Origin of the sequence: Asticcacaulis excentricus (assembly GCF_003966695.1) — a bacterium.
Taxonomy (GTDB): domain Bacteria; phylum Pseudomonadota; class Alphaproteobacteria; order Caulobacterales; family Caulobacteraceae; genus Asticcacaulis; species Asticcacaulis excentricus_A.
On the sequence record NZ_AP018828.1, the window covers coordinates 745,882 to 772,843 of the forward strand.

Annotated in this window: 18 protein-coding genes; 3 read left to right on the forward strand and 15 right to left on the reverse strand. The window is 61.3% G+C overall.

What is annotated here, in order from left to right:
• Positions 1 to 2: 2 nt before the first annotated feature.
• On the reverse strand, positions 3 to 2,480 hold the full coding sequence (hrpB, locus tag EM6_RS14580; RefSeq protein ID WP_126423861.1) for an ATP-dependent helicase HrpB: 2,478 nt from the start codon (positions 2,478 to 2,480) through the stop codon (positions 3 to 5).
• A gap of 192 nt (positions 2,481 to 2,672) precedes the next feature.
• Between hrpB and EM6_RS14585 the strand changes: the two genes are divergently transcribed.
• Together EM6_RS14585 and EM6_RS14590 are read left to right on the forward strand one after the other, a co-directional pair.
• Positions 2,673 to 4,313, forward strand: coding sequence for an amino acid permease (locus EM6_RS14585; protein ID WP_126423862.1), 1,641 nt, complete (start codon positions 2,673 to 2,675; stop codon positions 4,311 to 4,313).
• Between the two features lie 72 nt (positions 4,314 to 4,385).
• Positions 4,386 to 5,075 (forward strand): MBL fold metallo-hydrolase, encoded by a 690-nt coding sequence (locus EM6_RS14590; protein ID WP_126423863.1) that lies wholly within the window; start codon positions 4,386 to 4,388, stop codon positions 5,073 to 5,075.
• A gap of 33 nt (positions 5,076 to 5,108) precedes the next feature.
• Here EM6_RS14590 and EM6_RS14595 read toward each other — a convergent pair whose 3' ends face one another.
• A complete protein-coding gene (locus EM6_RS14595; RefSeq protein WP_013480446.1) occupies positions 5,109 to 5,414 on the reverse strand; it encodes an SCP2 sterol-binding domain-containing protein in 306 nt (101 codons plus the stop codon).
• A 126-nt stretch (positions 5,415 to 5,540) separates the two neighbouring features.
• On the opposite strand from EM6_RS14595, the gene EM6_RS14600 reads away from it, so the two are divergent.
• Positions 5,541 to 6,725: an NAD(P)/FAD-dependent oxidoreductase gene (locus EM6_RS14600; RefSeq protein ID WP_126423864.1), complete on the forward strand. Its 1,185-nt coding sequence runs from the start codon at positions 5,541 to 5,543 to the stop codon at positions 6,723 to 6,725.
• A 78-nt stretch (positions 6,726 to 6,803) separates the two neighbouring features.
• Here the strand turns inward: EM6_RS14600 and rpoC are convergent, their stop codons facing one another.
• From rpoC to fabF, 13 genes are all read right to left on the reverse strand, one after another.
• Positions 6,804 to 10,988: a DNA-directed RNA polymerase subunit beta' gene (rpoC, locus tag EM6_RS14605; RefSeq protein ID WP_126423865.1), complete on the reverse strand. Its 4,185-nt coding sequence runs from the start codon at positions 10,986 to 10,988 to the stop codon at positions 6,804 to 6,806.
• Between the two features lie 121 nt (positions 10,989 to 11,109).
• Positions 11,110 to 15,183 carry a DNA-directed RNA polymerase subunit beta gene (gene rpoB, locus EM6_RS14610; RefSeq protein ID WP_126423866.1) on the reverse strand — a complete coding sequence of 1,358 codons (4,074 nt, stop codon included), beginning with the start codon at positions 15,181 to 15,183 and terminating at the stop codon, positions 11,110 to 11,112.
• Positions 15,184 to 15,492: 309 nt separating this feature from the next.
• Positions 15,493 to 15,999, reverse strand: a complete 507-nt coding sequence (locus tag EM6_RS14615; protein WP_126423867.1) for a hypothetical protein — start codon at positions 15,997 to 15,999, stop codon at positions 15,493 to 15,495.
• Positions 15,996 to 17,228 carry a chondroitinase-B domain-containing protein gene (locus EM6_RS14620; protein ID WP_172961273.1) on the reverse strand — a complete coding sequence of 411 codons (1,233 nt, stop codon included), beginning with the start codon at positions 17,226 to 17,228 and terminating at the stop codon, positions 15,996 to 15,998. The genes EM6_RS14615 and EM6_RS14620 overlap by 4 nt, the downstream gene beginning before the upstream one ends.
• A gap of 100 nt (positions 17,229 to 17,328) precedes the next feature.
• Positions 17,329 to 17,865 (reverse strand): hypothetical protein, encoded by a 537-nt coding sequence (locus tag EM6_RS14625; RefSeq protein WP_126423869.1) that lies wholly within the window; start codon positions 17,863 to 17,865, stop codon positions 17,329 to 17,331.
• Between the two features lie 2 nt (positions 17,866 to 17,867).
• Positions 17,868 to 18,416 carry a hypothetical protein gene (locus tag EM6_RS14630; protein WP_126423870.1) on the reverse strand — a complete coding sequence of 183 codons (549 nt, stop codon included), beginning with the start codon at positions 18,414 to 18,416 and terminating at the stop codon, positions 17,868 to 17,870.
• A 2-nt stretch (positions 18,417 to 18,418) separates the two neighbouring features.
• On the reverse strand, positions 18,419 to 18,871 hold the full coding sequence (locus EM6_RS14635) for a hypothetical protein (protein WP_126423871.1): 453 nt from the start codon (positions 18,869 to 18,871) through the stop codon (positions 18,419 to 18,421).
• Between the two features lie 55 nt (positions 18,872 to 18,926).
• A protein-coding gene (gene prfB / locus EM6_RS14640) for a peptide chain release factor 2 (protein WP_126423872.1) occupies positions 18,927 to 20,049 on the reverse strand; the annotation gives its coding sequence in 2 pieces (ribosomal slippage) (positions 18,927 to 19,979 and positions 19,981 to 20,049; 1,122 coding nt in all).
• Positions 20,050 to 20,149: 100 nt separating this feature from the next.
• Positions 20,150 to 22,582: a penicillin-binding protein 1A gene (locus EM6_RS14645; protein ID WP_331876640.1), complete on the reverse strand. Its 2,433-nt coding sequence runs from the start codon at positions 22,580 to 22,582 to the stop codon at positions 20,150 to 20,152.
• Positions 22,583 to 23,044: 462 nt separating this feature from the next.
• Positions 23,045 to 23,686: a guanylate kinase gene (gene gmk, locus EM6_RS14650; protein WP_126423874.1), complete on the reverse strand. Its 642-nt coding sequence runs from the start codon at positions 23,684 to 23,686 to the stop codon at positions 23,045 to 23,047.
• A 1-nt stretch (position 23,687) separates the two neighbouring features.
• Positions 23,688 to 24,566, reverse strand: coding sequence for a YicC/YloC family endoribonuclease (locus EM6_RS14655; protein WP_126423875.1), 879 nt, complete (start codon positions 24,564 to 24,566; stop codon positions 23,688 to 23,690).
• Positions 24,563 to 25,621: an endolytic transglycosylase MltG gene (gene mltG, locus EM6_RS14660; protein WP_126423876.1), complete on the reverse strand. Its 1,059-nt coding sequence runs from the start codon at positions 25,619 to 25,621 to the stop codon at positions 24,563 to 24,565. The genes EM6_RS14655 and mltG overlap by 4 nt, the downstream gene beginning before the upstream one ends.
• A 1-nt stretch (position 25,622) precedes the next feature.
• Positions 25,623 to 26,906 (reverse strand): beta-ketoacyl-ACP synthase II, encoded by a 1,284-nt coding sequence (gene fabF / locus EM6_RS14665; RefSeq protein WP_126423877.1) that lies wholly within the window; start codon positions 26,904 to 26,906, stop codon positions 25,623 to 25,625.
• Positions 26,907 to 26,962 lie beyond the last annotated feature (56 nt).

Genomic DNA, 26,962 nt, shown 5'->3' on the forward strand with positions numbered 1-26,962 from the left:
TTTTACGTACCGCGCGGCTTGGCCCGCGTGGTGGGATCAGCGTCGCGTGGGTTTTCCGGCCAGACATGACGTGGATAGCGGCCCTTCATGTCGCTGCGCACCTCCGTCCATGAGCCATCCCAGAAGGCGGGGAGATTTTTCGTAATCTGGATAGGGCGATGCGCCGGCGACAACAGGGCGAGCGTCAGCGGCGTCCGCTGCGGTCCCACCACGGGGTGTTGCGTCACGCCATAAAGCTCCTGCACCCGCACCTCCAGCCGCGGCCCGCCCTCGGCCCCATAGTCGATGCGGATATTCGACCCCGTCGGCATCCGCCAGTGTTCGGGCGCCAGCGTGTCGAGTGCGCGTTGCTGCTCATAATCGAGCCGCCCCAGCAGAGCCTGAGACACGTCGCTGGCGGTCAGCGACAACAGGGGCCGCCCCGCCGCATAGGGCCCTAGCCAGTCGGCCAGACCGCTCAGCAGGGCCTCATCCGACAGATCGGGCCAGGTCGGGTCCTGCGCGTGCAGAAAATTGACGCGCGCGCGCAGGCTTTCGGCATTCTCAGAAAATTTCAGGACTTTCAGCCCCTTGGTGCGGATTTCTTCAGCCTCGGCCTCAATCAGCAATTCCGGCGGCACGGCGGGTAAAGGCTGGCTCGACAGGATCAGTTCGCCAAAGCGCACCTGCGCCAGCGCGCGGTAGCGGCCATTGAAGCGCTCCAGCACGGTGCGCTTTTCGAGCCGGTCGGCAAACAGGGTCAGCACCTCGGCCTCGCTCAAGGCCGCGCCCAGCAGCACGCGGTCGCGCCCGCCCCCGCCGCCCAGATCACCGACCGCGATATAGGCCGACCGCGCCAGTGGATCATGTTCATCGACATAGACGCCGCGCCCATTGGCCATGACAAATTCGCCGGCCTTCCCCCGCGCCTTGGCCACGCGCTCAGGGAAACATTCGGCCAGCAGGGCATGGACCGATTTGACGGCGGTTTGCGCCGACGCTGCGTCCTTTCGCACGTCACGCACCAGTTGCCCGGCCAGCCGCGCCCAGGTCTGCGCCAGTTGCCGCGCCTGCGTCACCTTGGGCGAACGGTCCTTCGACAGGCCCTCCAGCCGCAGGTCAAGATCGGTCGCCTTGCCCCCCAAGCCATTCTCTGACAACAGCACGGCCAGCGAAGCCCCCTGATCGCTCAAGCCGTCACGCGCGGCCAGCAGCAGCATATGCCCCAGACGCGGCGACATGGGCAGCCGCCCGACCAGCCGCCCGTGCGGCGTGACTTCACCCTTTGCGTCAAGAATATCCAGCCCACGCAGCAGCTTTTCGGCCTCGTGCAGAGCCGCCTTCGGTGGATGATCAAGCAGGGCGAGGCCATCAGTCGATTTCGCCCCCCACAGGCGCAGATCGAGCACCAGCCGCGACAGGTCGGTATCGAGGATCTCCGGCCGCGCAAAGGGGATCAAAGACCGGTCGTTTTCTTCATCCCACAGGCGGTAGCAGTCTCCCGCCTGCGTCCGCCCGGCCCGCCCGCGCCGCTGATCGGCGGCGGCCTTTGAGACGCGCTCGGTCACCATACGTACCACGCCGCGCGCCGCATCGAAGCGCCCCAGTCGCGCCACGCCGCTATCGACCACCATCGACACCTTGTCGAGCGTCAGCGAGGTTTCAGCAATGGCGGTGGCCAGCACGATGCGCGGCGTGCCGGGGGCGTTTTTGGCCAGCACCCGCGTCTGATCCTTCGCCTCCATCGCCCCGTAGAGCTTGTGCACCTCGATGAAGGGCGGCAGGCCCTTTTCGGCCAGCAGAGTCGCCACGCGGTGGATTTCGCCCTGCCCCGGCAGGAAGACCAGCATCGTCTCGGCGCGCTCGGGCGTCAGCCTGACCGCCACCCGCGCCACGACCTTCGCCACATTCTCTTCCAGCCGCAGAGTCAAATCGCGGCCGGTATAGTGGGTGGTCACCGGAAAGGCGCGGCCCAGCGAATGAAACACCTCGGCATCGGGCAACACGCCCCGGACCCGCTCCCCGTCCAGCGTCGCCGACATGACAAGAATACGCAGATCGTCGCGCAGGACGCTCTGACTGTCGCGGGCGAAGGCCAGCCCCAGATCAGCGTCGAGGCTGCGTTCGTGAAACTCGTCGAAAATGACGCAGCCAATGCCTTCCAGCGCCGGATCATCGACGATCAGCCGCGCAAACACCCCTTCGGTGACGACTTCGATGCGCGTCTGTTTCGACACCCGGCTGTCGCCGCGCACGCGGTAGCCGACTGTCTGGCCCACGGGTTCGCTTAAAACCTCCGCCATACGCATGGCCGCCGCCCGCGCCGCCAGCCGCCGCGGCTCAAGCATGACGATCTTTTGCCCGGCCAGCCACGCCTCATCGAGCAGGGCCAGAGGCACGCCCGTCGTCTTGCCCGCCCCCGGCGGCGCGATCAGTATGGCGGTCGTGCGCTCAGCCAGAAAGGCCCTCAGCGGCGCAAAAATCTCTTCAATGGGCAGCATATGCCTCATCTACTCCGATTTGGGGCAAAGTGTGAGCGTCCTTTGTCGACAATCCCAAACAGTTTGCAGACGCAAGGCGCGAAATGTGTAAATATATGTCGTTGCCAAAGCGACAAGATGACGTTAGCGTCACGGTTTCGTTAAGGGTTTGCGTCAGGGCGCAGCCCTTCTGTCGCACCATTTGGGGGACGCATGTCCAATATATTTGCTCGGCTGGGCCTGAAAAAGTCCATCGCCAAGATTCAGGCAGAAGCGGCCAAGAGCCCGCTCAAGCGCACGCTCGGCCCGATCAACCTCATGTCTCTGGGCGTCGGGGCCATTATCGGCGCCGGTATCTTCGTGCTGACCGGACAGGTCGCCTCGGCCAATGCTGGTCCGGCGATCATGATTTCCTTCGTTGTGGCCGGTATAGCCTGTGCGCTTGCCGGCCTTTGTTATGCCGAACTGTCTTCGACCATGCCGGTATCGGGCTCGGCCTATACCTATGCCTATGGCACCATGGGCGAAGTGTTCGCGTGGATCATGGGCTGGCTGCTGGTGCTGGAATACGGCATCGCTGCTTCGACCGTCGCCGTCGGCTGGTCAGGCTACGTGGTCAGTCTTCTGGCGGATTTTGGCGTCCACCTGCCAGCCTTGGCCGGAGGCGACCCCTCGCACCCGGCGGCCATGTGGGCAACGCCGCTGGTTCAGGCCGTGACCAATGACTCCGGGCACACCACCATGATGATGACCGGCACCTTCAACCTGATCGCGGCCATCGGTATCGCTCTGGTGACCGGCCTGCTAATTCTGGGCGTGTCGGAATCGGCCAATGTCAACAACGCCATCGTCGTCCTGAAGATCATTGTGCTTCTGGCCTTCATTGCGGTGGGCGTCACCTATATCAATCCGGCCAACTGGCACCCCTTCATCCCTGAGCCGACCGGCAATCCCGGCGAGTTCGGCATCGGCGGCATCTTCCGTGGTGCGGCCATCATCTTCTTCGCCTATGTCGGCTTCGAAGCCGTTTCCACCGCCGCCGCCGAAGCCAAGAACCCGTCGCGCGATGTGCCCGTCGGCATTCTGGGGGCGCTGATCATCTGTACGCTCATCTACATGGCCGTCGCCGCCGTCATGACCGGCGTCGTGCCGTACAAGGAACTGGCCAGCCCGGCCCCGATCGCGGTGGCTATCGACCGTATGGCGCTGACGTGGGCCAACTTCTCGGCCCCGTGGACGGAAAGCGGCACGATGAACGCCATCAGCCTGCTGATCAAGATCGGCGCTGTGGCCGGTCTGTCGTCGGTGATGCTGGTCCTCTGCTTCGGTCAGACCCGCATCTTCTACACCATGGCGCGCGACGGCCTGATTCCCGCCGTCTTCGCCAAGATTCACCCGAAGTTCCGCACGCCTTGGCTGGGCACCATCGTTCTGGGCATCATGATTGCCATTGCGGCGGCCTTCCTGCCGATCAGCCTGCTGGGTGATCTGGTGTCGTTGGGCACGGCGGTCGCCTTCTCGATCGTCTGCTTCTCGGTGATCTTCCTGCGTATTACCCACCCGGAAATGGAGCGTCCGTTCAAAGTGCCCGGTGGTATCTTCACGGCGGTCCTCGGCATCCTCGCCTGTCTGTTCCTCGCCTGGCAGAACTTTGCGCCGATGGTCGATCATGCCATGAAGGGCAATACCCTGCCGCTGACCATTCTGGTGGTTTATGCCATCGTCGGTGCGCTGATCTATGCCCTCTATGGCTTCTGGCAGTCGAAGCTCGCCAAAGGCATCGACATTACCGAAGACACCGATCTGGCGTCTCCGGCCGAAGCCTTTGGCAAGGGCGTCGATGACGTGAAATAGGCCGTCTGAGGCTTGTAGTTTATCAAGGCTCCGGTCATATCTGGCCGGAGCCTTTTCATTGCCGGAAACCCGATGACCGCTGAACCCCCTATCCGTCTGTTCGTCGCCCCCGTCACGCCGCTACAGCAGAACTGCACCGTCGTGTGGTGTACAAAAACGCAGAAAGCCGCCGTGATCGACCCCGGCGGCGATATCGAGCCGGTGCTGGCCGAAATAAAGCGGCGCGGCCTGACGGTTGAGAAAATCTGGGTGACGCACGGCCACGCCGACCACGCTGGCGGGACGCAGGCCCTGCATGAGGCGACGGGCGCGCCTATCGAAGGCCCGCACGCGGACGACCGCTTCTGGATCGAGCGCATCCCGGAAGACGCCAAACGCTGGGGCATTTACGATGCTCAGAGCTTCGAGCCGACGCGCTGGCTCACGCACGGCGACACAGTGTCCTTGGGTGAAACCGAATGGCAGGTGATCCACTGCCCCGGCCATACGCCGGGCCACGTCATCTTCTACCACCCCGAAAGCCAGTTCGCTCAGGTGGGGGATATTCTGTTTCGCGGCTCAATCGGGCGTACCGATTTTCCGCGCGGCAACCACGCCGACCTGATCAACGCCATCACCACGCGGCTTTGGCCGCTGGGGGATGTGCAGTTCGTCTGTGGCCACGGCCCGATGTCGAGTTTCGCCGCCGAACGCGCGCACAATCCGTTTGTCGGCGACCGCGTGATCGCGCAATCGGCTCCCAATCGGTCGGGACCAGGCTAACAAAAAACCCCGCCGAAGCGGGGTTCCAGATGTTTAGCCTTTCAGCAGCGGCACCAGCTTCTGGGCGATGCCCATATCGCCGATGATCTTCAGCTTGCCCTGCATGAAGGCCATCATCGGATCGAGCTGGCCCTGCGCCAGCGCCTTCAGGTTGTCGATGGAGACGACGACCGTGGTATCGGCGGGGCCGTCTTCGTTGGAGACAACGTTCGGCACATTGGCGGCATTGATCAGGATCTTGCCATCGTCACCGAAGTCGAGCTTGACGATCTTGCCCAGACCGGAGTTTTCGCCCACGGCGGCGGTGATTTTTTGCGTAATGGCGGCCAGATCGGACATGGTCATTTCCTCTGAGTGTGTGTAAGGCGCTTGAGTTGACGCCGTCGGGCTTGACCTTAACGGCAATTTTTTCAGACACAAGCGTGACCAAGCGTCAGGTCGCGGTAAATTTTTCGGGATAAGTCCATGCGTAGCTTTGATGCGGTCATAATCGGGGCCGGTGCCGCCGGATTGATGTGCGGCATCGAAGCGGCAAAGCGCGGTCGCAAGGTGGTCGTCATCGACCATGCGCGGGCCCCGGCGGAGAAGATCCGCATTTCCGGCGGCGGGCGCTGCAACTTTACGCACCTTGAAGCCGCGCCCAAACACTATCTGTCGCAAAACCCGCATTTCTGCAAATCGGCGCTGAAACGCTTCGGGCCCTGGGATTTTCTTGACCGCGTCATCGCCCACAACATCCCCTATCACCACAAGACCGAAGGTCAGTTGTTTTGCGATAATTCGGCCAAAGATATTATCGACATGCTGCTGGGTGATCTGCGCGCCCACGGCGGCGAACTGTGGCTGCAAAGCCCGGTGCAGGGGCTCGACAAAACGCCAGAGGGGTTTCGTCTGTCCCTGCCGGATGGCGTGATCGAGACGACGAAGCTGGTGCTGGCCACGGGGGGGCTGTCGATCCCCAAGATGGGCGCGACGGGCTTTGCCTATGAGGTGGCGCAGCGCTTCGGGCATGGGCTGATTGCCCCGCGTGCGGGCCTTGTGCCCTTTACGCTGGGCGGACAAAAACTCGATTATATTTCAGGGCTTTCCGGCGTCTCTCTTCAGGCACGCGCCCGCATCGGCAAGACGGTGTTTGAGGATGGATTCCTGTTTACCCACCGCGGCCTGTCGGGGCCAGCCATGTTACAGATTTCCTCCTTCTGGACGCCGGGACAGACGGTGGAAATCGACCTGTTGCCGGGCACCGATGCCTTGGCCGTTTTGAAAGAGCGCCGCCAATCCACGCCGCGCCAGCATATCGGTAATGTTCTGCCCGACCTCGTACCGGCGCGCCTCAGTGAGCGCATTCTGGAGGCCACGATCATCGCCCCTGAGACGCGCATTGCCGACCTTTCGGACAAGCGCTTAAGCGCGCTGACGGTTCTGATGCAGCCGTGGGCGCTGATCCCGGACGGCACCGAAGGCTACCGCACCGCCGAGGTGACCGTGGGGGGCGTCGATACGGCCCAAGTGTCATCGCAAAGCATGGAAAGCCAGCTTTGCCCCGGCCTCTACATCATCGGCGAAGCGCTGGATGTTACGGGCTGGCTGGGTGGCTATAATTTTCAGTGGGCCTGGTCGTCGGGCTGGGCGGCGGGACAGGTCTTATAAAAAAGCCTCCGGAGCGAACCCCGGAGGCTTTTTTGTTTGGGGGTCGAGGGGTCGAGACCCCTCGCCTTTCTTTCCTTACTATTCAGCCACAGGGCCTTCGAGCAGGACTTCCGCCGGCAGCGGCTCCATCGTCTCTTCGCGCTGATGGGCCAGAGCCTCGTCGCGCTTCATGGCGATGCGTTGCAGGCGGCGCAGGTAGGCGCCGGTGCCGACCGGGATCAGACGGCCGACGATGACGTTTTCCTTCAGGCCGTCGAGGGTGTCGATCTTGCCCTGCACCGAGGCTTCGGTCAGGACGCGCGTCGTTTCCTGGAACGAAGCGGCCGAGAAGAAGCTCTTGGTGTTGAGCGAGGCCTTGGTGATACCGAGCAGGACCGGGGCCGTGAGGGCCGGACGACCGCCACGCTTTTCGGCCTTGAGGTTCTCAGCTTCCACTTCGCCCTTGTCGAGCTGATCGCCCTTGATGAGGCCGGTATCGCCGGGCTCCAGGATTTCGACCTTTTGCAGCATCTGACGGACCACGACTTCGATGTGCTTGTCGTTGATCGGCACGCCTTGCAGACGATAGACCTCCTGCACCTCGTTGACGAGGTATTCGGCCAGCGCCTCAACGCCCTGAATACGCAGCAGATCGTGCGGATCGGGGTTGCCGTCGATGATGTAGTCGCCCTTCTGGATGATATCGCCGTCGTGGACGGAGATATGCTTGCCCTTCGGGATCAGGAATTCGACGGGTTCGCCGCCATCCTCCGGGGTGATCTTGATGCGCCGCTTGTTCTTGTAGTCGCGACCGAATTCGACGCGGCCATCCATTTCGGCGATGACGGCGCAATCCTTCGGACGGCGGGCTTCGAACAGTTCGGCGACGCGCGGCAGACCGCCGGTGATGTCGCGGGTCTTGGCGCCTTCGGTCGGGATACGGGCGATGATTTCACCCGGACGGACCTCGTCGCCATTGCCGACGGAGAGAATGGCCCCGACCGGCAGCAGGTAGCGGGCTTCGGCCCCGTTCGACAGACGCTTATAGGCGCCGCTGTCATCGACCAGACCGAGCGTCGGACGCAGATCCGCCGCGCGCGAAGAGGCGCGGAAGTCGGTGACGACGCGGTTGGTGATGCCGGTGGCTTCGTCGGTTTCCTCGCGGACCGACTGACCTTCGGTCAGGTCTTCGAAGCGGATCTTACCGCCGACTTCGGTGATGATCGGGGTGGTATAGGGGTCCCACTCCGCCAGACGCTGGCCCTTCTTGACCTCGGTGCCCTCTTCGACACGCAGACGCGAGCCGTAGGGCACCTTATAGGTTTCGCGATCCTTACCATCGTGGAAGATGGTGATGATCAGGTTGCGCGACATGGAGATCAGGTCGCCGTGCGAGCCGCGAACGGTCGGAGCCGCCGACAGCTTGATCACGCCGTCCGACGTCGTCTCATAGAAGGACTGCTCGGCCACCTGAGCCGTACCGCCGATGTGGAAGGTACGCATGGTGAGCTGCGTGCCCGGTTCACCGATCGACTGAGCCGCGATGACGCCTACCGCTTCACCCATATTGACGCGGGTGCCGCGGGCCAGGTCACGACCGTAGCAGGCGGCGCAGGTGCCCTGTTCGGCCTCACAGGTGAGAACCGAGCGCACCTTGACCGACTGAACGCCGGAGGCTTCGATCTGATCGACGACGTTTTCATCGACATAGGTGTCAGCCGGCACCACGACTTCGCCCGAAGCGACGTCCTTGATGTCTTCGGCCGTGGTACGACCGAGAACGCGCGCGCCTAGAGACACCAGCACGTCACCGCCTTCGACGACGGCGCGCATGGTGATGCCCTTGGTCGTGCCGCAGTCCTCTTCCATGATGATGCAGTCCTGAGCCACGTCCACGAGACGACGGGTCAGGTAACCGGAGTTCGCCGTCTTCAGAGCCGTATCGGCCAGACCCTTACGCGCACCGTGGGTCGAGTTGAAGTATTCAAGAACGGTCAGACCTTCCTTGAAGTTCGAGATGATCGGCGTTTCGATGATCGAACCGTCCGGCTTGGCCATCAGGCCGCGCATCCCGCCGAGCTGCTTCATCTGGGCCTGCGAACCACGGGCACCGGAGTTGGCCATCATGTAGATCGAGTTGATCTCTTTTTCACGGCCATCATCGGTCTTCAGCTTGCGGCTGATTTCCTTCATCATCTCGTCCGACACACGGTCGGTCGCCTTGGACCAGGCATCAACCACCTTGTTGTACTTCTCACCCTTGGTGATCAGACCGTCGGCGTATTGCTGCTCGTATTCTTCCACCAGCTTGCGCGTCTCTTCGACGATGCCGTGCTTGGTTTCGGGGATAACGATGTCGTCCTTACCGAACGAGATACCGGCGCGGGCGGCTTCCTTGAAGCCCAGAGCCATCATCTGGTCGGCGAAGATCACCGTCGCCTTCTGACCACAGTGGCGATAGACCACGTCGATCAGGTTACCGATTTCCTTCTTGGTCAGGTTCTTTTCCAGAACGCGGACGCCGATGGAGGCGTGCAGCGGCAGCAGGGCAGCGATCTTCATGCGGCCCGGCGTCGTGTCGATGACGCGGGTGCGCTGAACGCCGTCCGGGTCCACTTCGGTGAAGCGGCACTTGACCTTGGCGTGCATGGAAACCACGCCGGCATCAAGCGCCGACTGGATTTCGTTGAGGTCGGCGAAGATCATGCCTTCACCCAACTCACCGTCCTTGACCAGCGACAGGTAGTAGAGACCCAGCACGATGTCCTGCGACGGCACGATGATCGGCTTGCCGTTGGCGGGGCTGAGGATGTTGTTGGTGGACATCATCAGCACGCGCGCTTCAAGCTGCGCTTCGAGCGACAGCGGCACATGGACGGCCATCTGGTCGCCGTCGAAGTCGGCGTTGAACGCCGAACAGACGAGCGGGTGCAGACGGATCGCCTTACCTTCGATCAGCTTCGGCTCAAAGGCCTGAATGCCGAGGCGGTGCAGGGTCGGGGCGCGGTTGAGCAGGACCGGGTGTTCGCGGATGACCTCTTCGAGGATGTCCCACACCTGCGGCTGCTCGCGCTCGACCATGCGCTTGGACTGCTTGACGGTGCCCGACAGGCCCTTGGCGTCGAGACGCGCATAGATGAAGGGCTTGAACAGTTCCAGCGCCATCTTCTTGGGCAGGCCGCATTCGTGCAGCTTCAGTTCCGGACCGACGGTGATAACCGAACGACCGGAATAGTCCACGCGCTTACCGAGCAGGTTCTGACGGAAGCGACCCTGCTTACCCTTCAGCATGTCGGCCAGCGACTTCAGCGGACGCTTGTTGGCGCCGGTGATAACGCGACCGCGACGGCCGTTGTCGAACAGGGCATCGACCGATTCCTGCAACATCCGCTTTTCGTTGCGGATGATGATGTCCGGCGCGCGCAGTTCCATCAGGCGCTTCAGACGGTTGTTGCGGTTAATGACGCGGCGATAGAGGTCGTTGAGGTCCGAGGTGGCGAAGCGGCCACCGTCCAGCGGCACCAACGGGCGCAGTTCCGGCGGAATGACCGGCACGACCGTCAGCACCATCCATTCCGGGCGGTTGCCGGATTCAATGAAGTTTTCGATCAGCTTGAGGCGCTTGGAGGCCTTCTTGGCCTTCATTTCCGACGGATTGTCGGCCAGCTCGGCGCGCAGCTTGTCGGCGACCTCGTTGAGGTCCATCGACATCAGCATATTGCGGATGGCTTCGGCCCCGATTTCAGCGGTGAAGCTGTCGTCGCCGAACTCTTCCTGATAGCGATAGTACTCGTCTTCGCTGAGCAGCGAGTTGAGCTTCAGCGGCGTCAGGCCCGGCTCGGTGACGATGTAGTTTTCGAAGTACAGAACGCGCTCAACGTCCTTCAGCGCCATGTCGAGGAACATGGCGATGCGGCTGGGGAGCGACTTCAGGAACCAGATGTGCGCGACCGGCGACGCCAGCTCGATATGGCCCATGCGTTCACGGCGAACGCGCGACAGGGTCACTTCGACGCCGCACTTTTCGCAGATAATGCCCTTGTACTTCATGCGCTTGTACTTGCCGCACAGGCATTCGTAGTCCTTGGTCGGACCGAAGATACGGGCGCAGAACAGGCCGTCACGTTCCGGCTTGAACGTGCGGTAATTGATGGTTTCCGGCTTCTTGATCTCACCGAACGACCACGACAGGATCTTTTCGGGCGAGGCCAGGGTGATGCGGATCTGGTCGAAGGTCGGGGCGACCTGGACCGGATTGAAGATATTGAGGACTTCCTGGTTCATATGAATTCCAGCTTTCCGTCATTAGAACTTAGTGGGCAGCGATGCGGGAGAAGGCCCCCTCCACCACTTCGTGGTCCCCCTCCCCCGCTTCGCAGGGGAGGAGCGTAGGCGAAGGTCAGGACTATCCCTGCCCGTTTTCCAGTTCCACGTTCAGACCCAGCGAACGCATTTCCTTGATCAGGACGTTGAAGCTTTCCGGGATACCGGCTTCGAAGCTGTCGTCGCCGCGGACGATGGCTTCGTACACCTTGGTCCGGCCGGCGACGTCGTCCGACTTCACGGTCAGCATTTCCTGCAGGGTATAGGCGGCACCATAGGCTTCCAGAGCCCAGACCTCCATTTCCCCGAAGCGCTGACCGCCGAACTGCGCCTTACCGCCCAGCGGCTGCTGGGTGACGAGCGAGTATGGCCCGATGGAGCGTGCGTGGATCTTGTCATCGACAAGGTGGTGCAGCTTCAGCATGTAGATGATGCCGACGGTGACTGGACGCTTGAACTGCTCACCCGTCAGACCATCGTACAGGATCGACTGACCCGAACGATCAAGACCGGCAAACTCAAGCATGTTCTCGATGTCGTTGATGTGCGCACCGTCAAAGACCGGGGTCGCAATCGGCACGCCACGCGCGAGGTTCTTGGCCAGTTGGATCAGCTCTTCTTCCGTTTCCGGCAGTTCCTGATCAGCACCGTAAGCGCCCTTCAGGTGGTCGATAAGCGCCTGCTTCTGACCGCCGTTCTGCCACTCTTCGAGCAGGTTGGTGATCTGCTTGCCGATATTGGCGCAGGCCCAGCCGAGGTGGGTTTCGAAGATCTGACCGACGTTCATGCGCGACGGCACGCCCAGCGGGTTCAGCACGATATCGACGTGCTCACCATCGGCGAGGAACGGCATGTCTTCGACCGGGAGGATCTTGGAGATAACCCCCTTGTTGCCGTGACGGCCGGCCATCTTGTCGCCCGGCTGAAGCTTGCGCTTCACGGCCACGAAGACCTTGACCATCTTCATGACGCCCGGCGGCAGTTCGTCACCGCGTTGCAGCTTTTCGACCTTGTCCTCAAAGCGACGGTCCAGACGCTTGCGGGCGTCTTCGAACTGGCGCTTCATGGCCTCCAGTTCGCCCATCAGCTTCTCATCTTCGAGCGCGATCTGCCACCACAGGCCCTTCGAGATTTCGGAGAGCTTCTCTTCGGTGATTTCACCGCGACCCAGACCCTTCGGGCCCGAAACGGCGGTCTGACCGAGGATGACTTCCTTCAGGCGGCCATAGATGTTGCGTTCAAGGATCGACAGTTCGTCGTCGCGGTCCTTGCCCAGACGCTCGATTTCGGCGCGCTCGATAGCCATGGCGCGTTCGTCCTTGTCCACACCGTGACGGTTGAAGACGCGGACTTCGACGATGGTACCGGCAACGCCGGGGGGCAGACGCAAGCTGGTGTCGCGCACGTCCGAAGCCTTTTCACCGAAAATGGCGCGCAGCAGCTTTTCTTCCGGCGTCATCGGGCTTTCGCCCTTCGGCGTCACCTTGCCGACAAGGATGTCGCCCGGCTGCACTTCGGCACCGATGGCCACGATACCGGCTTCGTCGAGGTTGCGCAGGGCTTCTTCGCCGACGTTCGGGATGTCGCGGGTGATTTCTTCCGGCCCAAGCTTCGTGTCGCGGGCCATGACTTCAAACTCTTCCAGGTGGATAGAGGTGAAGATGTCGTCGCGCACGATGCGTTCGGAAATCAGGATCGAGTCTTCGAAGTTGTAGCCGTTCCACGGCATGAAGGCCACGAGGACGTTGCGGCCCAGAGCCAGATCGCCGAGATCGGTAGACGGACCGTCCGCGATGATGTCACCGGCCGACACCTTGTCACCCACGTTCACGATCGGACGCTGGTTGATACAGGTGTTCTGGTTGGAACGCTGGAACTTCGACAGACGGTAGATATCGACGCCCGGCTTGGTGGGGTCGAGCTCATCCGTGGCGCGCACGACGATACGGGTGGCGTCCACCTGCTCGATCACGCCGGTGCGGCGGGCGGCGATGGTCGCGCCTGAGTCGCGGGCGACGACCGATTCCATGCCGGTGCCGACGAAGGGCGCATCGGCCTTCACCAGCGGCACGGCCTGACGCTGCATGTTCGAACCCATCAGCGCGCGGTTGGCGTCGTCGTTTTCGAGGAACGGGATCAGCGCAGCGGCGACCGAAACGACCTGCTTCGGCGACACGTCCATATAATCGACGGTCGGGGCTGGTTGCAGACCCGGCTCACCGTTGACACGGCCCGGCACGAGGTCTTCGACAATGCCTTCGCTGCCCAGCTTGATATTGGCCTGAGCGATGACGTGCTTGGACTCTTCCATCGCCGACATATAGACGACTTCGTCCTGCGGCTTGCCGTCGATGACCTTGCGGTACGGGCTTTCGATGAAACCGTACTTGTTGACGCGGGCGTGGGTGGCCAGCGAGTTGATCAGACCGATGTTCGGGCCTTCCGGCGTTTCAATCGGGCAGATACGGCCATAGTGGGTCGGGTGCACGTCGCGGACTTCGAAGCCTGCGCGTTCGCGCGTCAGACCGCCCGGCCCAAGGGCCGACAGGCGACGCTTATGCGTGATTTCCGACAGCGGGTTGGTCTGGTCCATGAACTGCGACAGCTGCGACGAGCCGAAGAATTCACGCACCGCCGCCGCGGCCGGCTTGGCATTGATCAGATCGTGCGGCATGACGGTGTCGATATCGACCGACGACATGCGCTCCTTGATGGCGCGTTCCATGCGCAGCAGGCCGACGCGGTACTGGTTTTCCAGCAGCTCGCCCACCGAACGCACGCGACGGTTACCGAGGTTGTCGATATCGTCGATTTCGCCGCGACCGTCGCGCAGACCGATCAGGATGCGCAGGATCTTCAGAATATCGTCCTTGCGCAGGGTGCGCTCGGAGTCAGCGACGTCCTGCTCAAGACGCATGTTCATCTTGACGCGACCCACGGCCGACAGGTCGTAGCGCTCCAGTTCGAAGAACAGGCCTTGGAACATGGCTTCGGCAGCTTCGATCGTGGGGGGCTCGCCCGGACGCATGACGCGGTAGATGTCGAACAGCGCGTCTTCGCGCGACGTGTTCTTATCGACGCGCAGCGTGTTGCGCAGATAGGCGCCCACGGTCACGTGGTCGATATCGAGCACGTCGATAGTGGTGAAGCCCTGCTCTTCCAGCACCTTGATGGCGGCGGGGTCCAGCTCGTCACCGGCTTCGGCGTAGATTTCACCGGTCTCGAAATTGACCGCGTCGCGCGCCAGATACTTGCCATTCAGGGCGTCCGGCGACAGCAGCAGCGCCTTGACCGTGTCGCCCAGCTTCTTGGCGGTACGCGCCGAAATCTTGGTCCCGGCCTGCGCGACCACTTCGCCCGAGTCGGCGTCGATCAGGTCGAATTCCGGCTTCACCCCGCGCCAGCGCTCGAACTTGTACGGCGTGACCCAACCGGCATCGCGCTTCTCATAGGGCACAACGTCGTAGAAGGTGGTGAGGATTTCTTCGCCGTCCATGCCCAGCGCCGACAGGAAGGTCGTGGCGGGCAGCTTGCGGCGGCGGTCGATACGCACATAGACGATGTCCTTGGCGTCGAATTCGAAATCGAGCCACGAACCGCGGTACGGGATGATACGCGCGCCGAACAGGAGCTTGCCCGACGAATGGGTCTTGCCCTTGTCGTGGTCGAAGAAGACGCCCGGCGAACGGTGCATCTGCGACACGATCACGCGCTCGGTGCCATTGACGATAAAGGTGCCCTTGTCCGTCATGAGCGGGATATCGCCCATATAGACGTCCTGCTCCTTGATGTCCTTCACCGAACGGGCACCCGTGTCCTCGTCCGTTTCAAACACGATCAGACGCAGCTTGACCTTCAGCGGGGCGGCATAGGTGATGTCGCGCTGAATGCACTCTTCGACGTCGTATTTCGGCTCTTCGAACTCATAAGAGACGTATTCGAGGGTCGCACGCTCGTTGAAGTCCTTGACCGGGAAGACGCTCTTGAACACGGCTTCCAGACCGTCGTCAACGCGCTCCGAAGCGCGGACGAAACGTTGCAGGAATTGTTCGTAGGAGGAGCGCTGAACCTCGATCAGGTTCGGCATACGGATCGCTTCGGGGATTCGGCCAAAAGACTTCCGAATCCGCTTCTTTTCGGTGAACGATAAGGCCATCGTTGTTCCTGTAAAGCGTTTGAGACGCAGTGAATGTGTCGAGAGACCCCGGATGGGGCATTGAGAAACAGTTGGATGCGCCCGCTCTTTTATGACCGCTTGCGGTCAAAGACGCTGTTTTTCAATAACTTTCCAAAACAGAAAGTCAGGCCCCATCGCCGGTGGAAAGAGCAGAAGACCGGCATTCGGGCAGGCTTAAAGACGCAATACGCCTTAAAAGGGAGGATGCCATAGCGCAACCGCCCCCGCTTGTCGAGGGGGTGTGGGGGATTATTTTTTGTGATCGTCGCTTCGATGGTCAGGCACACATCACGGTAAGGGCAGCTTCACCGCACGGCCCGTTTTAATCGTAGGATGACCATTGCGCAGGATCACCTCGGCACCACCGAATCTGAAAAATATCGGCCCAAACCCGTATGAAGCCAGCGAAGGCCCCTTATCGAAAGCGCCCGTTTCAAGTTCCACTCGGCACGGCGATTGACCTAGTGATCCGTAAACACACCTGAGTTGCAATCCTCCTGACAGAATACCGTCCAAAGCCTCAGCAATCGCTGCCTCTACTTTGGCATCGTTCATAGGAAACCACGAGAATGTAAAAAAGCGGCTCACTATCCAAAGCTCATCATTATTCTGCAAACACAACCATAATGGCCAATCAAGGCCAGGCTGCTGGGGCAGCGTCGCCGCGAGTTCAACCGGAGACGTCTCATCCCACTCCAACTTTAAGGCATACTTATCGGCTAATTGAAAGAAGAGCGAACGGGCGCGCTCAATATTGCGCTCGACATTTTGTGTTGCGGGATCAGGACGTTTCATTGCGTTTGCCGCCCGTAATCCCCGTCCAGCAGGTCTTTAAACCCCGGATCGGCAATGGCCTCCCCGGCCCCCAGTGGCTGACCCAGCAGGGCGGCGGCGTCCCCGTCCGGCGACCAGTAGAGATTGGCGCTGTGCGTGGCCGACATAAAGCCGTGCGGATTTTCCGGCCCCAGATAGATGCGATGCGGGGCCGTCAGATAGAAGATGTTGTTGGTGATGCTCACCCCGGCGTCGCGGTCGCCGGCGCAGCCGTTCCAGCAGATCGACCAGAAGATCGCGCGCAACGACCAGAAGTCCTTGTCCGTGATGTCCGGAATCCGTGTACGGATGATAATATTGCCGTCGATCTTCAGATTACGGATGCCATTGGTGCCGACGAACTTATCGACATCGTCGCTGATATTGTTGGCGATGGTCACGTCGTGCGTATTGCCAGCGATTTCCAGAAAGCCGCCCTTGGTATTGCGCGACAGATTGTGGTGCACAAAGGTATGGTGCGCGTCGAAGAAACGGTCCTCGCCGTCCAGTTCGACCGCCGCTCCGTCATTGACATAGGCCCCGCCGTAAAAGCCGTAGTTTTCGATGCGGTTGTGCGCCACCTCATTGTGCGGCCCGACGATGACAATGGCCATCGCGCCCCAGTATTCAGTGATGCGCGAGGCGTCGTGAAAATAATTGCTTTTTACAAGTGAGTTCGCGCCACGCACGCGAACACCCACCGGCATGTTGTTGAATTCATTGTTTTGCAGGGTGACGTGGTGAGTGGCCGCATCGGTATAGATACCGGCCATATCGGTCACCAATTTGTGCTGGTGGCTTTCCTTCCACGGCAAGGGCGGCTCATCCGGCGGCGGGGTGGCCCCGTCATAGAGGTAGAGGTTTTCGACGGTCACATAGCTGCCGTACACCGATACGACCCGCCCGAATTCCAGCCCGAAGCGCGGGTTCATCAGCTTCGGCGCGGGCCCCTCGCCATAGGCGCTGACCACGATGGGTTTGGCCTCGGTGCCGGACTGGGCGATAGTCAGATGCCCGACAAAGGCCGTGCCACGCGCCAGCAGAATACGGTCGCCGGGTTCAAGCGTCTGGGCATTGACGCGGCTGAGGCTGCGCCAGGGTTGCGCCTGAGTACCCGGCTGGGCGTCGTTACCTGTCGTCCCATTGACGTAGTAGTCCGCCGCTATCGCCGGTCCGGCCAGACACCACAGCACACCGATCCATTTCCACATCTCCGCCTCCATTGCCCCTCAGTAAGGCAGGGCGCGCAGGAAATGACAAGGCATCCAAGGCGTATGGACGCCTTAGCAGATTTTGAACCTGCGCCCACGATCAAAGGCCGAGCCAGCGCATCGCCACCTGAGTTACAGCCTTTGTCCGTCGATTTTCGGGCGTGCGATCTGTCAACCAGACAAACACAATCATCGTGTAGACCAGATTCAGTGATGCCAGATGAAAGAACCTCGGTGCTGGACGGGCCCCGAGGCAATCCATCATAACACCGGCCGTCCGTTGCATGCGTTTCAACGCCTGAATTGGATGTCGAAGATCGTAAATCATCACCTGCCAGACAAACCGCTTTAAGTCGCGGTTCTGCTCAAATCGCGTGTCTATGACCGCCTTCATGTCGTTGGCTGGCACCATAGAAAAGGCCGACGCCATACTGGCGTCTGATACCTCACTAATGAACCAGAGAACTTCGGTCACACCGGAGGGGAATATCTTTTTCCAATAGCTTGAATGGCCAAAAGTTTCGATAGATGCCAGACACAGGGCTTTTCTATTTGCACCTACCTCCTCGATCGTGACCAACAACTGTTTTGCAAGAGCCCGCCGATCAGCAGGCATCACAAGTGCGAACCAATCCATGACTATCTTGCCCCTAAAATACGGGCCGTCACCTGCACCCAAACCCCAAGGCGCCGGTATGGCGGTTTATCTGACAGCCAGATAAGCACACACAGGCTGTAGAAAATAACCAGCAACCCTGTTTTCAGATTTTGCCAGAGGGTTGCCCCGGATATGGGCCTGTCTTGAACCTGCCAAAACAGCGAAGCTGTCTTCCACGTTCGCCGAAACGTATCGACAGGGTGCCATAGATCTGATCGGGCTAAGCTGAGGACAGAGAATTTGAAAGGCTCATTTTGTTCAAACCGACGTCTCAGGATAAGAGACAGAGGCTGTTTCCCCTTTTGCTGAAAATCGGCCTGCGTATGAGCGTCCGCATAGATATTCAGACCATGGCCAAGGCTACGAATGCCGTTAGGCCAGTATTGCCCCTGCTCTGTGGCCGTTATCCCGTGCTCACGGCAAAAGCGCGTCAGCGTCTTTTCCGTCCAGCCTTCTGTGGCCGCCAATCTGGCAAAGGCCAGTATCAGGACGTCTTTATCACAGTGTTGCTGATCCTCGGCATCGGGCATGATCAGTACAGAGCCTTATTCAGGCACCGCAACACCGCGGCGCGCTCTAAATCTTTTTTGCGGGCGAATAGCTGCAAGATCGCTAATTGGTCAGGGATTGACGGCACCCGCACCCCTTCGATCCATGCATCACTTTCGATTTGCAATTCACACCAGTCACCCGCTGAAAACACCTGCAATCCGCCCATAAAGTCGATCTCCAGCCCGCCCGGTGGACGATACTGGAAATAAGGGCGGGAGCGAAAGCGATCGTCGGCGCGCGGCGCACTCACGGGCACGCCCAGGGCGATCCGGGCGGCCTCAATGACCTCTGAAGGGCCATAAACGTCCACGTCGCGCACCGTAACCCGCACCCCGCTCAGAAACAGGGCCGCCGAGCCGATCAGCCACCACGGCTGTTCGGGGGGCATCAGACGACGGATCAAATCCAGTGAGCGGCGAAGGGCGGGCGGCATGGGCGTATCGGCTATGAGTACAAAAAAAGCCGGGGTTTGTGCCCCGGCTTTCGGTTTACTCTTCGACGGCATCGCGGGTCGCGCCGACCCGCTGGGCCAGAGACGCCCCCATGAAGGCGTCCAGATCACCGTCCAGAACCCCTTGCGAATCCGAGGTTTCGACGTCGGTACGCAGGTCCTTGACCATCTGATAGGGCTGAAGCACGTAGGATCGAATCTGGTGACCCCAGCCGATATCGGTCTTCTGGTCTTCGAGAGCGGCTTGCGCCGCCTCGCGCTTTTGCAGTTCCAACTCGTACAGGCGTGCGCGCAGCATCTTCCACGCTTCGTCGCGGTTGGCGTGCTGCGACCGTCCGGCCTGACAGGCCACGGCGATACCGGTCGGGATGTGCGTCAGACGCACCGCCGAGTCGGTCTTGTTGACGTGCTGACCGCCCGCCCCCGACGCGCGGTAGGTATCGGTGCGCACATCGGCCGGATTGATGTCGATGACGATGGTGTCATCAACCACCGGATAGACCCACACCGAGGCAAAGGAGGTGTGGCGACGCGCATTGGAATCGAAGGGCGAGATACGCACCAAACGGTGCACCCCGGCCTCGGTCTTCAGCCAGCCATAGGCATTGGTGCCCTTGACCATGATGGTCGCCGACTTGATGCCCGCCTGTTCGCCGGGCGTCTCTTCTTCGATGGTTACCGTCATACCGTGCTGGGTGGCCCAGCGCGTGTACATGCGCAAAAGGATACCGGCCCAGTCGCACGACTCCGTGCCCCCGGCCCCGGAATTGATTTCGACATAGGCGTCGTTGCCGTCGGCTTCGCCGGACAGGAGCGCCTCAAGCTCGGCGCGCGCGGCCTTGTCCTTGATGGCTTTCAGCATGGCGCGGGCTTCTTCGAGCAGTTCCTCGTCGCCCTCCATATCGGCCAGCTCGGCATAGTCGAGCGCGTCCTGAAGCTCTTTGGTCAGGCTGTTGACCGCATCGACGCCACCGCTCAGCTTGGTGCGTTCGCGCATCACGGACTGCGCCTCTTCGGGCTTGTCCCACAGCGTCGGGTCTTCGACCCGCGCATTCAGTTCGTCGAGACGTCTTAGAGCGACGTCCCAGTCAAAGACGCCTCCTGAGCAATCCGATGGATTGCTCGATGTCCCTGGCCGAAGCCTCAACATCCAGTCGCATTACAATGTCCTTACGGTAAAAAAGATAGCCGTGGGGGATAGCCGCGCCCGCGCGAAATGGCAACACGTTTCGCGGTCAGGCGGCCGCGAGCGGAAGAAGTTCAGTAAAGAACCTCTTCCTCGATTTCATCGACGTACTTCTTCTTTTTCGGCTGTTCCTGCGGCGTCGCCTGATTGGACGGCTGCCCGGTCAGGCCATCGCGCCACACCTCGGTATAGGGTTTGGGCCCATCCACCACATCGGGTGTGCGCTCGATGGGCTTCGGCTCAGTCCCCGGACGGAAGGCTTCTTCGTGGCCACGGATGGACACATAGACCGCGTCCTTTGGCTTGCGGAAGTCCCTGACAGGCTTGTTCTTGGTGGCCGCCGCCATGAAGTCGATAAAAATCGGCAGGGCCGCCGAACCGCCGGTTTCCGACTCACCCAGAGAACGGTTGTCGTCAAAGCCGACAAACACCCCGGCCACCAGATCGGGCGTAAAGCCGACGAACCACGCCGAGCGGTATTCATTGGTCGTGCCGGTCTTGCCGCCCAGCGGGATGCCCAGCGCACTGGCGCGCGCCGCCGTACCGCGCTGCACCACGCCTTGCAGGAAGGAGTTGATCTGATAGGCGACGATGGGGTCCATCACCTGCTGACCTTCGGGGGTCAGGCGCGGCGATTCCGTACCGTCAAAGGCGCGGGTGCAACCCGCCGGGCACTTGCGCTGATCGGCGCGGTAGATGACCTTGCCCTGATAATCCTGCACCAGCTCGATCAGGTGCGGCTTGATGCGCCGCCCGCCATTGACGAAGGCCGAATAGGCGGCGGTGAGCTGATAGGGCGTCGTTTCGGTCGAACCCAGCGCGTTCGACAGATAGGGTTCCATACTATCGACCGCACCATATTGCACGACCTTCGCCGCCACCGTCTTCATACCCACCTTATCGGCGAGGCGCACGGTCATGGCGTTACGCGACAGCTCCAGCCCCTTGCGCAGGGTTTGCGGCCCGTAATAGGTGCGCGAATAGTTCTTGGGCGACCACGCCTCGCCATTGGCCCCCTTGAAGGTGATCGGGCCATCGACCACGATCGAGGCCGGCGTGAAGTCACCCTCCAGCGCGGTGGCGTAGATGAACGGTTTTATGGCCGAACCCGGCTGACGCTTGGCCTGCGTGGCGCGGTTGAACTTCGACAGCGAGAAGGAGTAACCGCCGACCATGGCCACGACGCGGCCCGTCCACGGATCAACCGCGACTAGCGCGCCATTGACCGCCGGCACCTGCTTGAGCGCATAGGCGCCTGTGGCGTCGCGCGCCACATAGATCAGGTCGCCGGCCTTGAGCCCCGCCCCGCCCTGCGCCCACGCCACATCCGAAGCGCGAAGAGTACCGTGATTTTCGCCCGCCGGGGCCTCGGCCAGACGGATGGAGCCACCGGGGCGTTCGACCACCGCAACCTGCCAGTCGGGACGCTCAAAGGGGGCGCGACGCCGCTCCGGCAACTTGGCCTCGACGGCGGCGGCCTCCTGCTGCCAGCCTTCGTTGATGCTGCCGATATTGCCCCACGCGCCGCGCCAGCCGTGACGACGGTCGTACAGCTCAAGCCCGTCCATCAGGGCGATGCGCGCCGCCGTCTGGAGCTTGGGGTCAAGCGTGGTCTTCATATAGTAGCCGGCGGAGTAGATATCTTCTCCGAACAGGGCCTTGGAGCGACGCTCAACCTCAGAGACGAAGAAGTCGGCATCGCGATACTTGGCGCGCTGCGGGGCCGACTGCACCACCAGGTCCTCACGCATGGCGGCCTCGGCCTCGGCCTTGGTCACCCAGCCTACCGACGCCATCTCGCCCAGAATCCAGTTGCGGCGGGCAATGGCCTGATCCTTGCGACGGATGGGATGGTAGTTGTGCGGTCCCTTGGGCAGGGCCGCCAGATAGGCGGTCTCGGCGAGGGTCAACTGATCGACCGACTTGCCGAAATAGTTATAGGCCGCCGTACCAATCCCGTTCGAGCGATAGCCCAGATAGATGTCGTTCAGATAGAGTTCGAGAATCTGTTCCTTGGTCAGCGAGGTTTCCAGCCGCCGCGCCAGAATAAATTCTTTCAGCTTGCGCCCGATGGTCCGCTCGTTCGACAACAGGACGTTCTTGGCCACCTGCTGGGTGATGGTCGATCCGCCTTCGAGGCGGCGGCCCTGCACAAAATTGATGACATTCTTGACCATGGCCCGCGACAGGCCCCCGACATCGACGCCGGAATGGTTGAAGAAGTTGCGGTCTTCGGCAGCCAGAAAGGCGCGGCTGACGCGCTCAGGGATGCGGTTATAGGGGATGAAGATACGGCGTTCCTGCGCGAACTCACCGATCAGCGTGCCGTCCCAGGCAAACAGGCGCGTCGAGGTGGGCGGGCGATAATCGACAATTTCATTGCCGTCGGGCAGGTCGTGGAACAGCCATGCGGCATAGATGGCGATAGCGAAGCCAGCGATGGCCACCATCGACATCAGCACCACCCCCGCCATGGCGAACCAACGCTCAGTGGACTTCACAAACACCCTCCGTCACCGCGACGCGGTTCCGTTACGAAGAGCGTCCGCATCATATTGCGTCGTGTGTATCAAAGCCCGCCCCTCGCGCAAAGCCCTGATCACGGTCATATCCGGCTTATTGCGGGCAAATGCGGCTTATTGGCGACGCTTTACCGCAGGGCCCGGCTACGTGCCGAGGCGAAACACAGCCTGTCCCCAGCGCTTAGCTCGTTTGAAGCAGACTGATTCCCAGTGGAATTATACCAAGGGTCATTGAAAATGACTCTTGGTATTCCGTTCGAGAATTTCTCATGTCACTGATACATATGAGACATTCTCGAGTTCTCAACGGCCGGATGCGGTCAGCATCTTCGGCCGTTGGTATTATAGCGTTCAAACCACCATTTCAAACAACATCACGATGGCGAAGTCACCGACCGGCAGAATGCAAAATCCGCATTATGACGTCTACGGCAGACACATAATGAGCTAAATATCTTCACCCATCAGCTCATCGACGAACGGAGCGATCCACAGGCCACGCGACCGGCGCGCCGTTTCTGAATGATAGATATGCACCAGCTCGGCATAGGAGCGGTCGAAATCATCATTCAGAATGACATAGTCGTATTCGGCCCAATGCGCGATCTCGCCCTTGGCACGGCTCAGACGGCGCTGGATCACGTCGTCGGCGTCCTGCGCGCGGGCATAGAGGCGACGCTTCAGTTCTTCCATCGACGGCGGCAGGATGAAGACACGCACCACGTCCGACGGCGCCTTGGCCGAGATGCGCTGCGCCCCCTGCCAGTCGATGTCGAACAAAACGTTCTGGCCCTGAGACAGGGCTTTTTCCACAGGTTCGCGCGGCGAGCCATAGCGATGGTCGTGCACCGCCGCCCATTCCAGCAGGGCGTCGTTTTTGACCAGATCATCCATCGCCGCGTCGCTGATGAAGTGATATTCACGGCCGTCCTTTTCACCGGGGCGCGGTGAGCGGGTGGTCACCGAAATCGACAGATCCAGATCGGCGTGATCGGCCATCAGGCGGCGGCACAGCGAGGTCTTACCCGCGCCCGAAGGCGAGGAAACGATCAGCATGAGGCCGCGGCGAAGACGTTGGGAATTAGGCATATTACTCTACGTTTTGAACCTGTTCTCGGAACTGGTCGATAACCGACTTTAACTCCAGCCCCACCTTGGTCAGGTCGCTGAAGGCGGCTTTCGAACAGAGGGTATTGGCCTCGCGCATGAATTCCTGTGACAGGAAATCGAGCTTGCGCCCCTGCGACTGGCTGTCGCTGAGGAGCGTGTGCGCGGAGGTGATATGGGTGCGCAGTCGGTCCAGTTCCTCGCGCACATCGGCCTTGACGGCCATGACGGCAGCTTCCTGAAGGATGCGCTCCTGAAGGTCAGCATCGGGCAAAAGCTCATTCAGACGCCGGGTGAAGCGTTCGCGGATCACTTCGGTCTGCTGCGCCGCCAGCGCCTCAGCCCGGTCCACGGCGTCTGTCATGGCGCTCAGGTGCTGCCTCAGCACCTCAAATAGCGCCCGCCCCTCGTCCTGACGCGCGGTTTTCAGGTGTTCAAGCACCGCTCCCAGATCGGCCAGCAGGGGCGCTTCCAGCGCCGCCACGTCGGTACTGGTTTCCGCGCTGGCCGCTTCGATGACGCCGCGCAGGGACAAAAGCCCGTCCAGCGACGGCATGGTCGCCTGACCGGCCTGCATCAGGCCCTGCCCCACTTCGAGATACTGGTTGAGGACAGCGTGATTAATGCTGTATCCCGTCTGGACCTCGGTCGTCTGGAGGCTGAGGTTCAGCGACACCTGACCGCGCTGAAAACGCTGCTTGACCAGATCACGCGCCGCCCGCTCCACATAGTCGTAGCCTGACGGCACGCGCGTCTTGAGGTCCAATGAGCGCCCATTGACCGAACGCACCTCATAAACCCAGGCGACCGTCCCATGATGGCCTTCCACCCGGCCAAAGCCGGTCATGCTCGACAGGGTCATTTACCGGTGTCCTTGACGGGTTGGGCCGAAGCGGGCGTGGCCTGCGCCTCGATCTGACGCCATTTGGCGACATTGATCAGGTGCTGCTCGTAGGTTTCGGCGAAGACGTGGCCGCCCGTGCCGTCCGCAACGAAATACACGTCCTTGCTCGACGGTGGATTGAGCACGGCCTTTAAAGACTCCTTGCCCGGATTGGCGATCGGGGTGACCGGCAGACCGTCGATCAGATAGGTGTTCCACGGGCTGGGCGTATCCAGTTCGGAGCGCCTCAACCCACGCCCCAGAGGCTCGCCCTTGGACACCGCATAGACCACGGTCGGGTCAGATTGCAGACGCATCCCCTGACGCAGGCGGTTCACAAACACGGCCGCGACCTTCGGGCGCTCATGGGCCAGACCCGTTTCCTTCTCGACGACCGAAGCGAGGATCAGCGCTTCTTCCTTGGTTTTCAGCGGCAAGTCCTGCGCGCGTGTGGCCCACAGCTCATCGAGCGTTTCACGCCCGGCGGCCAGCATACGATCCAGCACCGACTGACGGGTTTCACCGATCTCGTACTGATAGGTTTCAGGCAAGATAGACCCTTCCGGCGGCACTTCGACATCGCCGGTCAGGCCCTTGGTCGCCATCAGAATGCGTACCGCCTGCGCCGAGGTGCGGCCTTCAGGGATGGTGATGAAGTGCTGCACCACACGGCCCTCAAGGATCTGATTGAGGACACCGATCATCGACAGGCGCGACGGAAATTCATAGGTCCCGGCGCGTAGGGCATTGTCGCGGCCATCCAGCTTGGCAGCGATTCGGAAGAAGGTCACCGAACGGATGACGCCCTGCTGCTTCAGCTTACGTGCAATGGCATTGAGCCCCTGCCCGCGTTCGACCGTCACGGCGGTGACATTTCCGGATTTCGCCGAAGGTCCGGGGCCATAGGTATTGGCAAAAACGAACAGTCCTGCCGCCAGAAGCAGCAGGACGATACCGGACAAGAGGCCCGCCACCGGCGCCATCAGACGCCGGTCTTTGCGCCGCGGGGCTGGGCGGGCCTTCTGCTTCGCCATCTTAGTCCACTTTGCCGAGGATCAGGGCGGCATTGGTACCGCCGAAGCCGAACGAGTTCGACAGAACCTTGTTGATCGTCATCGGCTTGGCCTTATGCGGCACAAGGTCGATGGGGGTTTCATAGGCCGGATTGTCGAGATTGATGGTCGGTGGCGCGATCTGGTCGCGGATGGCCAGGGCGCAGAAGATGGCTTCGACCGCGCCTGCCCCACCCAGCAGGTGGCCGATCGCCGACTTGGTCGAGGACACCGTACCGGTGGCCGCGCGCTCACCCAGAAACTTCTCGATAGCCTTCAGTTCAATGCCGTCGGCCATGGTCGAGGTGCCGTGCGAATTGACGTAGTCGATCTCGGCCGGGTCAATACCCGCGTTTTTGGCCGCAGCGACCATGGCGCGGTAGCCGCCGTCGCCGTCTTCCGACGGTGCGGTGATGTGGTAGGCGTCACCCGACAGGCCGTAACCCAGCACTTCGGCGTAGATCTTGGCACCGCGCGCCTTGGCATGTTCGTATTCCTCCAGCACCACAATGCCCGCACCTTCGCCCATGACGAAACCGTCGCGGTCCTTGTCGTAGGGGCGCGAGGCCTTGGTCGGCTGATCGTTGAAGGCGGTGCACAGGGCGCGGCAGGCGATAAAGCCCGCAATACCGATGGGCACGATGGCCGATTCGGCCCCGCCTGCGACCATCACGTCGGCATCGCCGCACTTGATCAGGCGGGCGGCGTCACCAATGGCGTGCGCGCCGGTGGCGCAGGCGGTAACGACCGAATGGTTCGGGCCCTTGAGGCCGTGACGGATCGACACCTGACCAGAGGCCAGATTGATCAGCGAGGACGGGATAAAGAAGGGCGAAATGCGCTTCGGGCCCTTGGCCTGAAGCTCAAGCGCCGTATCAGCGATAATTCCAAGGCCACCGATGCCCGACCCGATCATGACGCCGGTGCGCTCCTGATCCTCGGCGCTTTCGGGGTGCCAGTTGGCGTCATTGAGCGCTTCATCGGCCGCCGCAATGGCGTACAGGATGAAGTCATCGACCTTGCGGCGTTCCTTGGGCGACAGGACGGTGGACGGATCAAAAGAGCCTTCGATGTCGGGGCCGCCACCGCCGCGGCCATCAACCGTCGGGACTTCGCAGGCCACCGTGCAGGCATAGTCTGTGGTATCAAAGGCGGTGATGTTTCCGGCCCCCGACTGCCCATCAAGCAGACGCTTCCACGAAATATCCACACCCGCGCCCAAAGGCGACAAAAGACCCAATCCTGTGATGACGACGCGACGAACCATTTAAAATCAGCCCTGTTATGCAAATAGCAGAAGGGCGCGGCTTCGATGCGGCACAG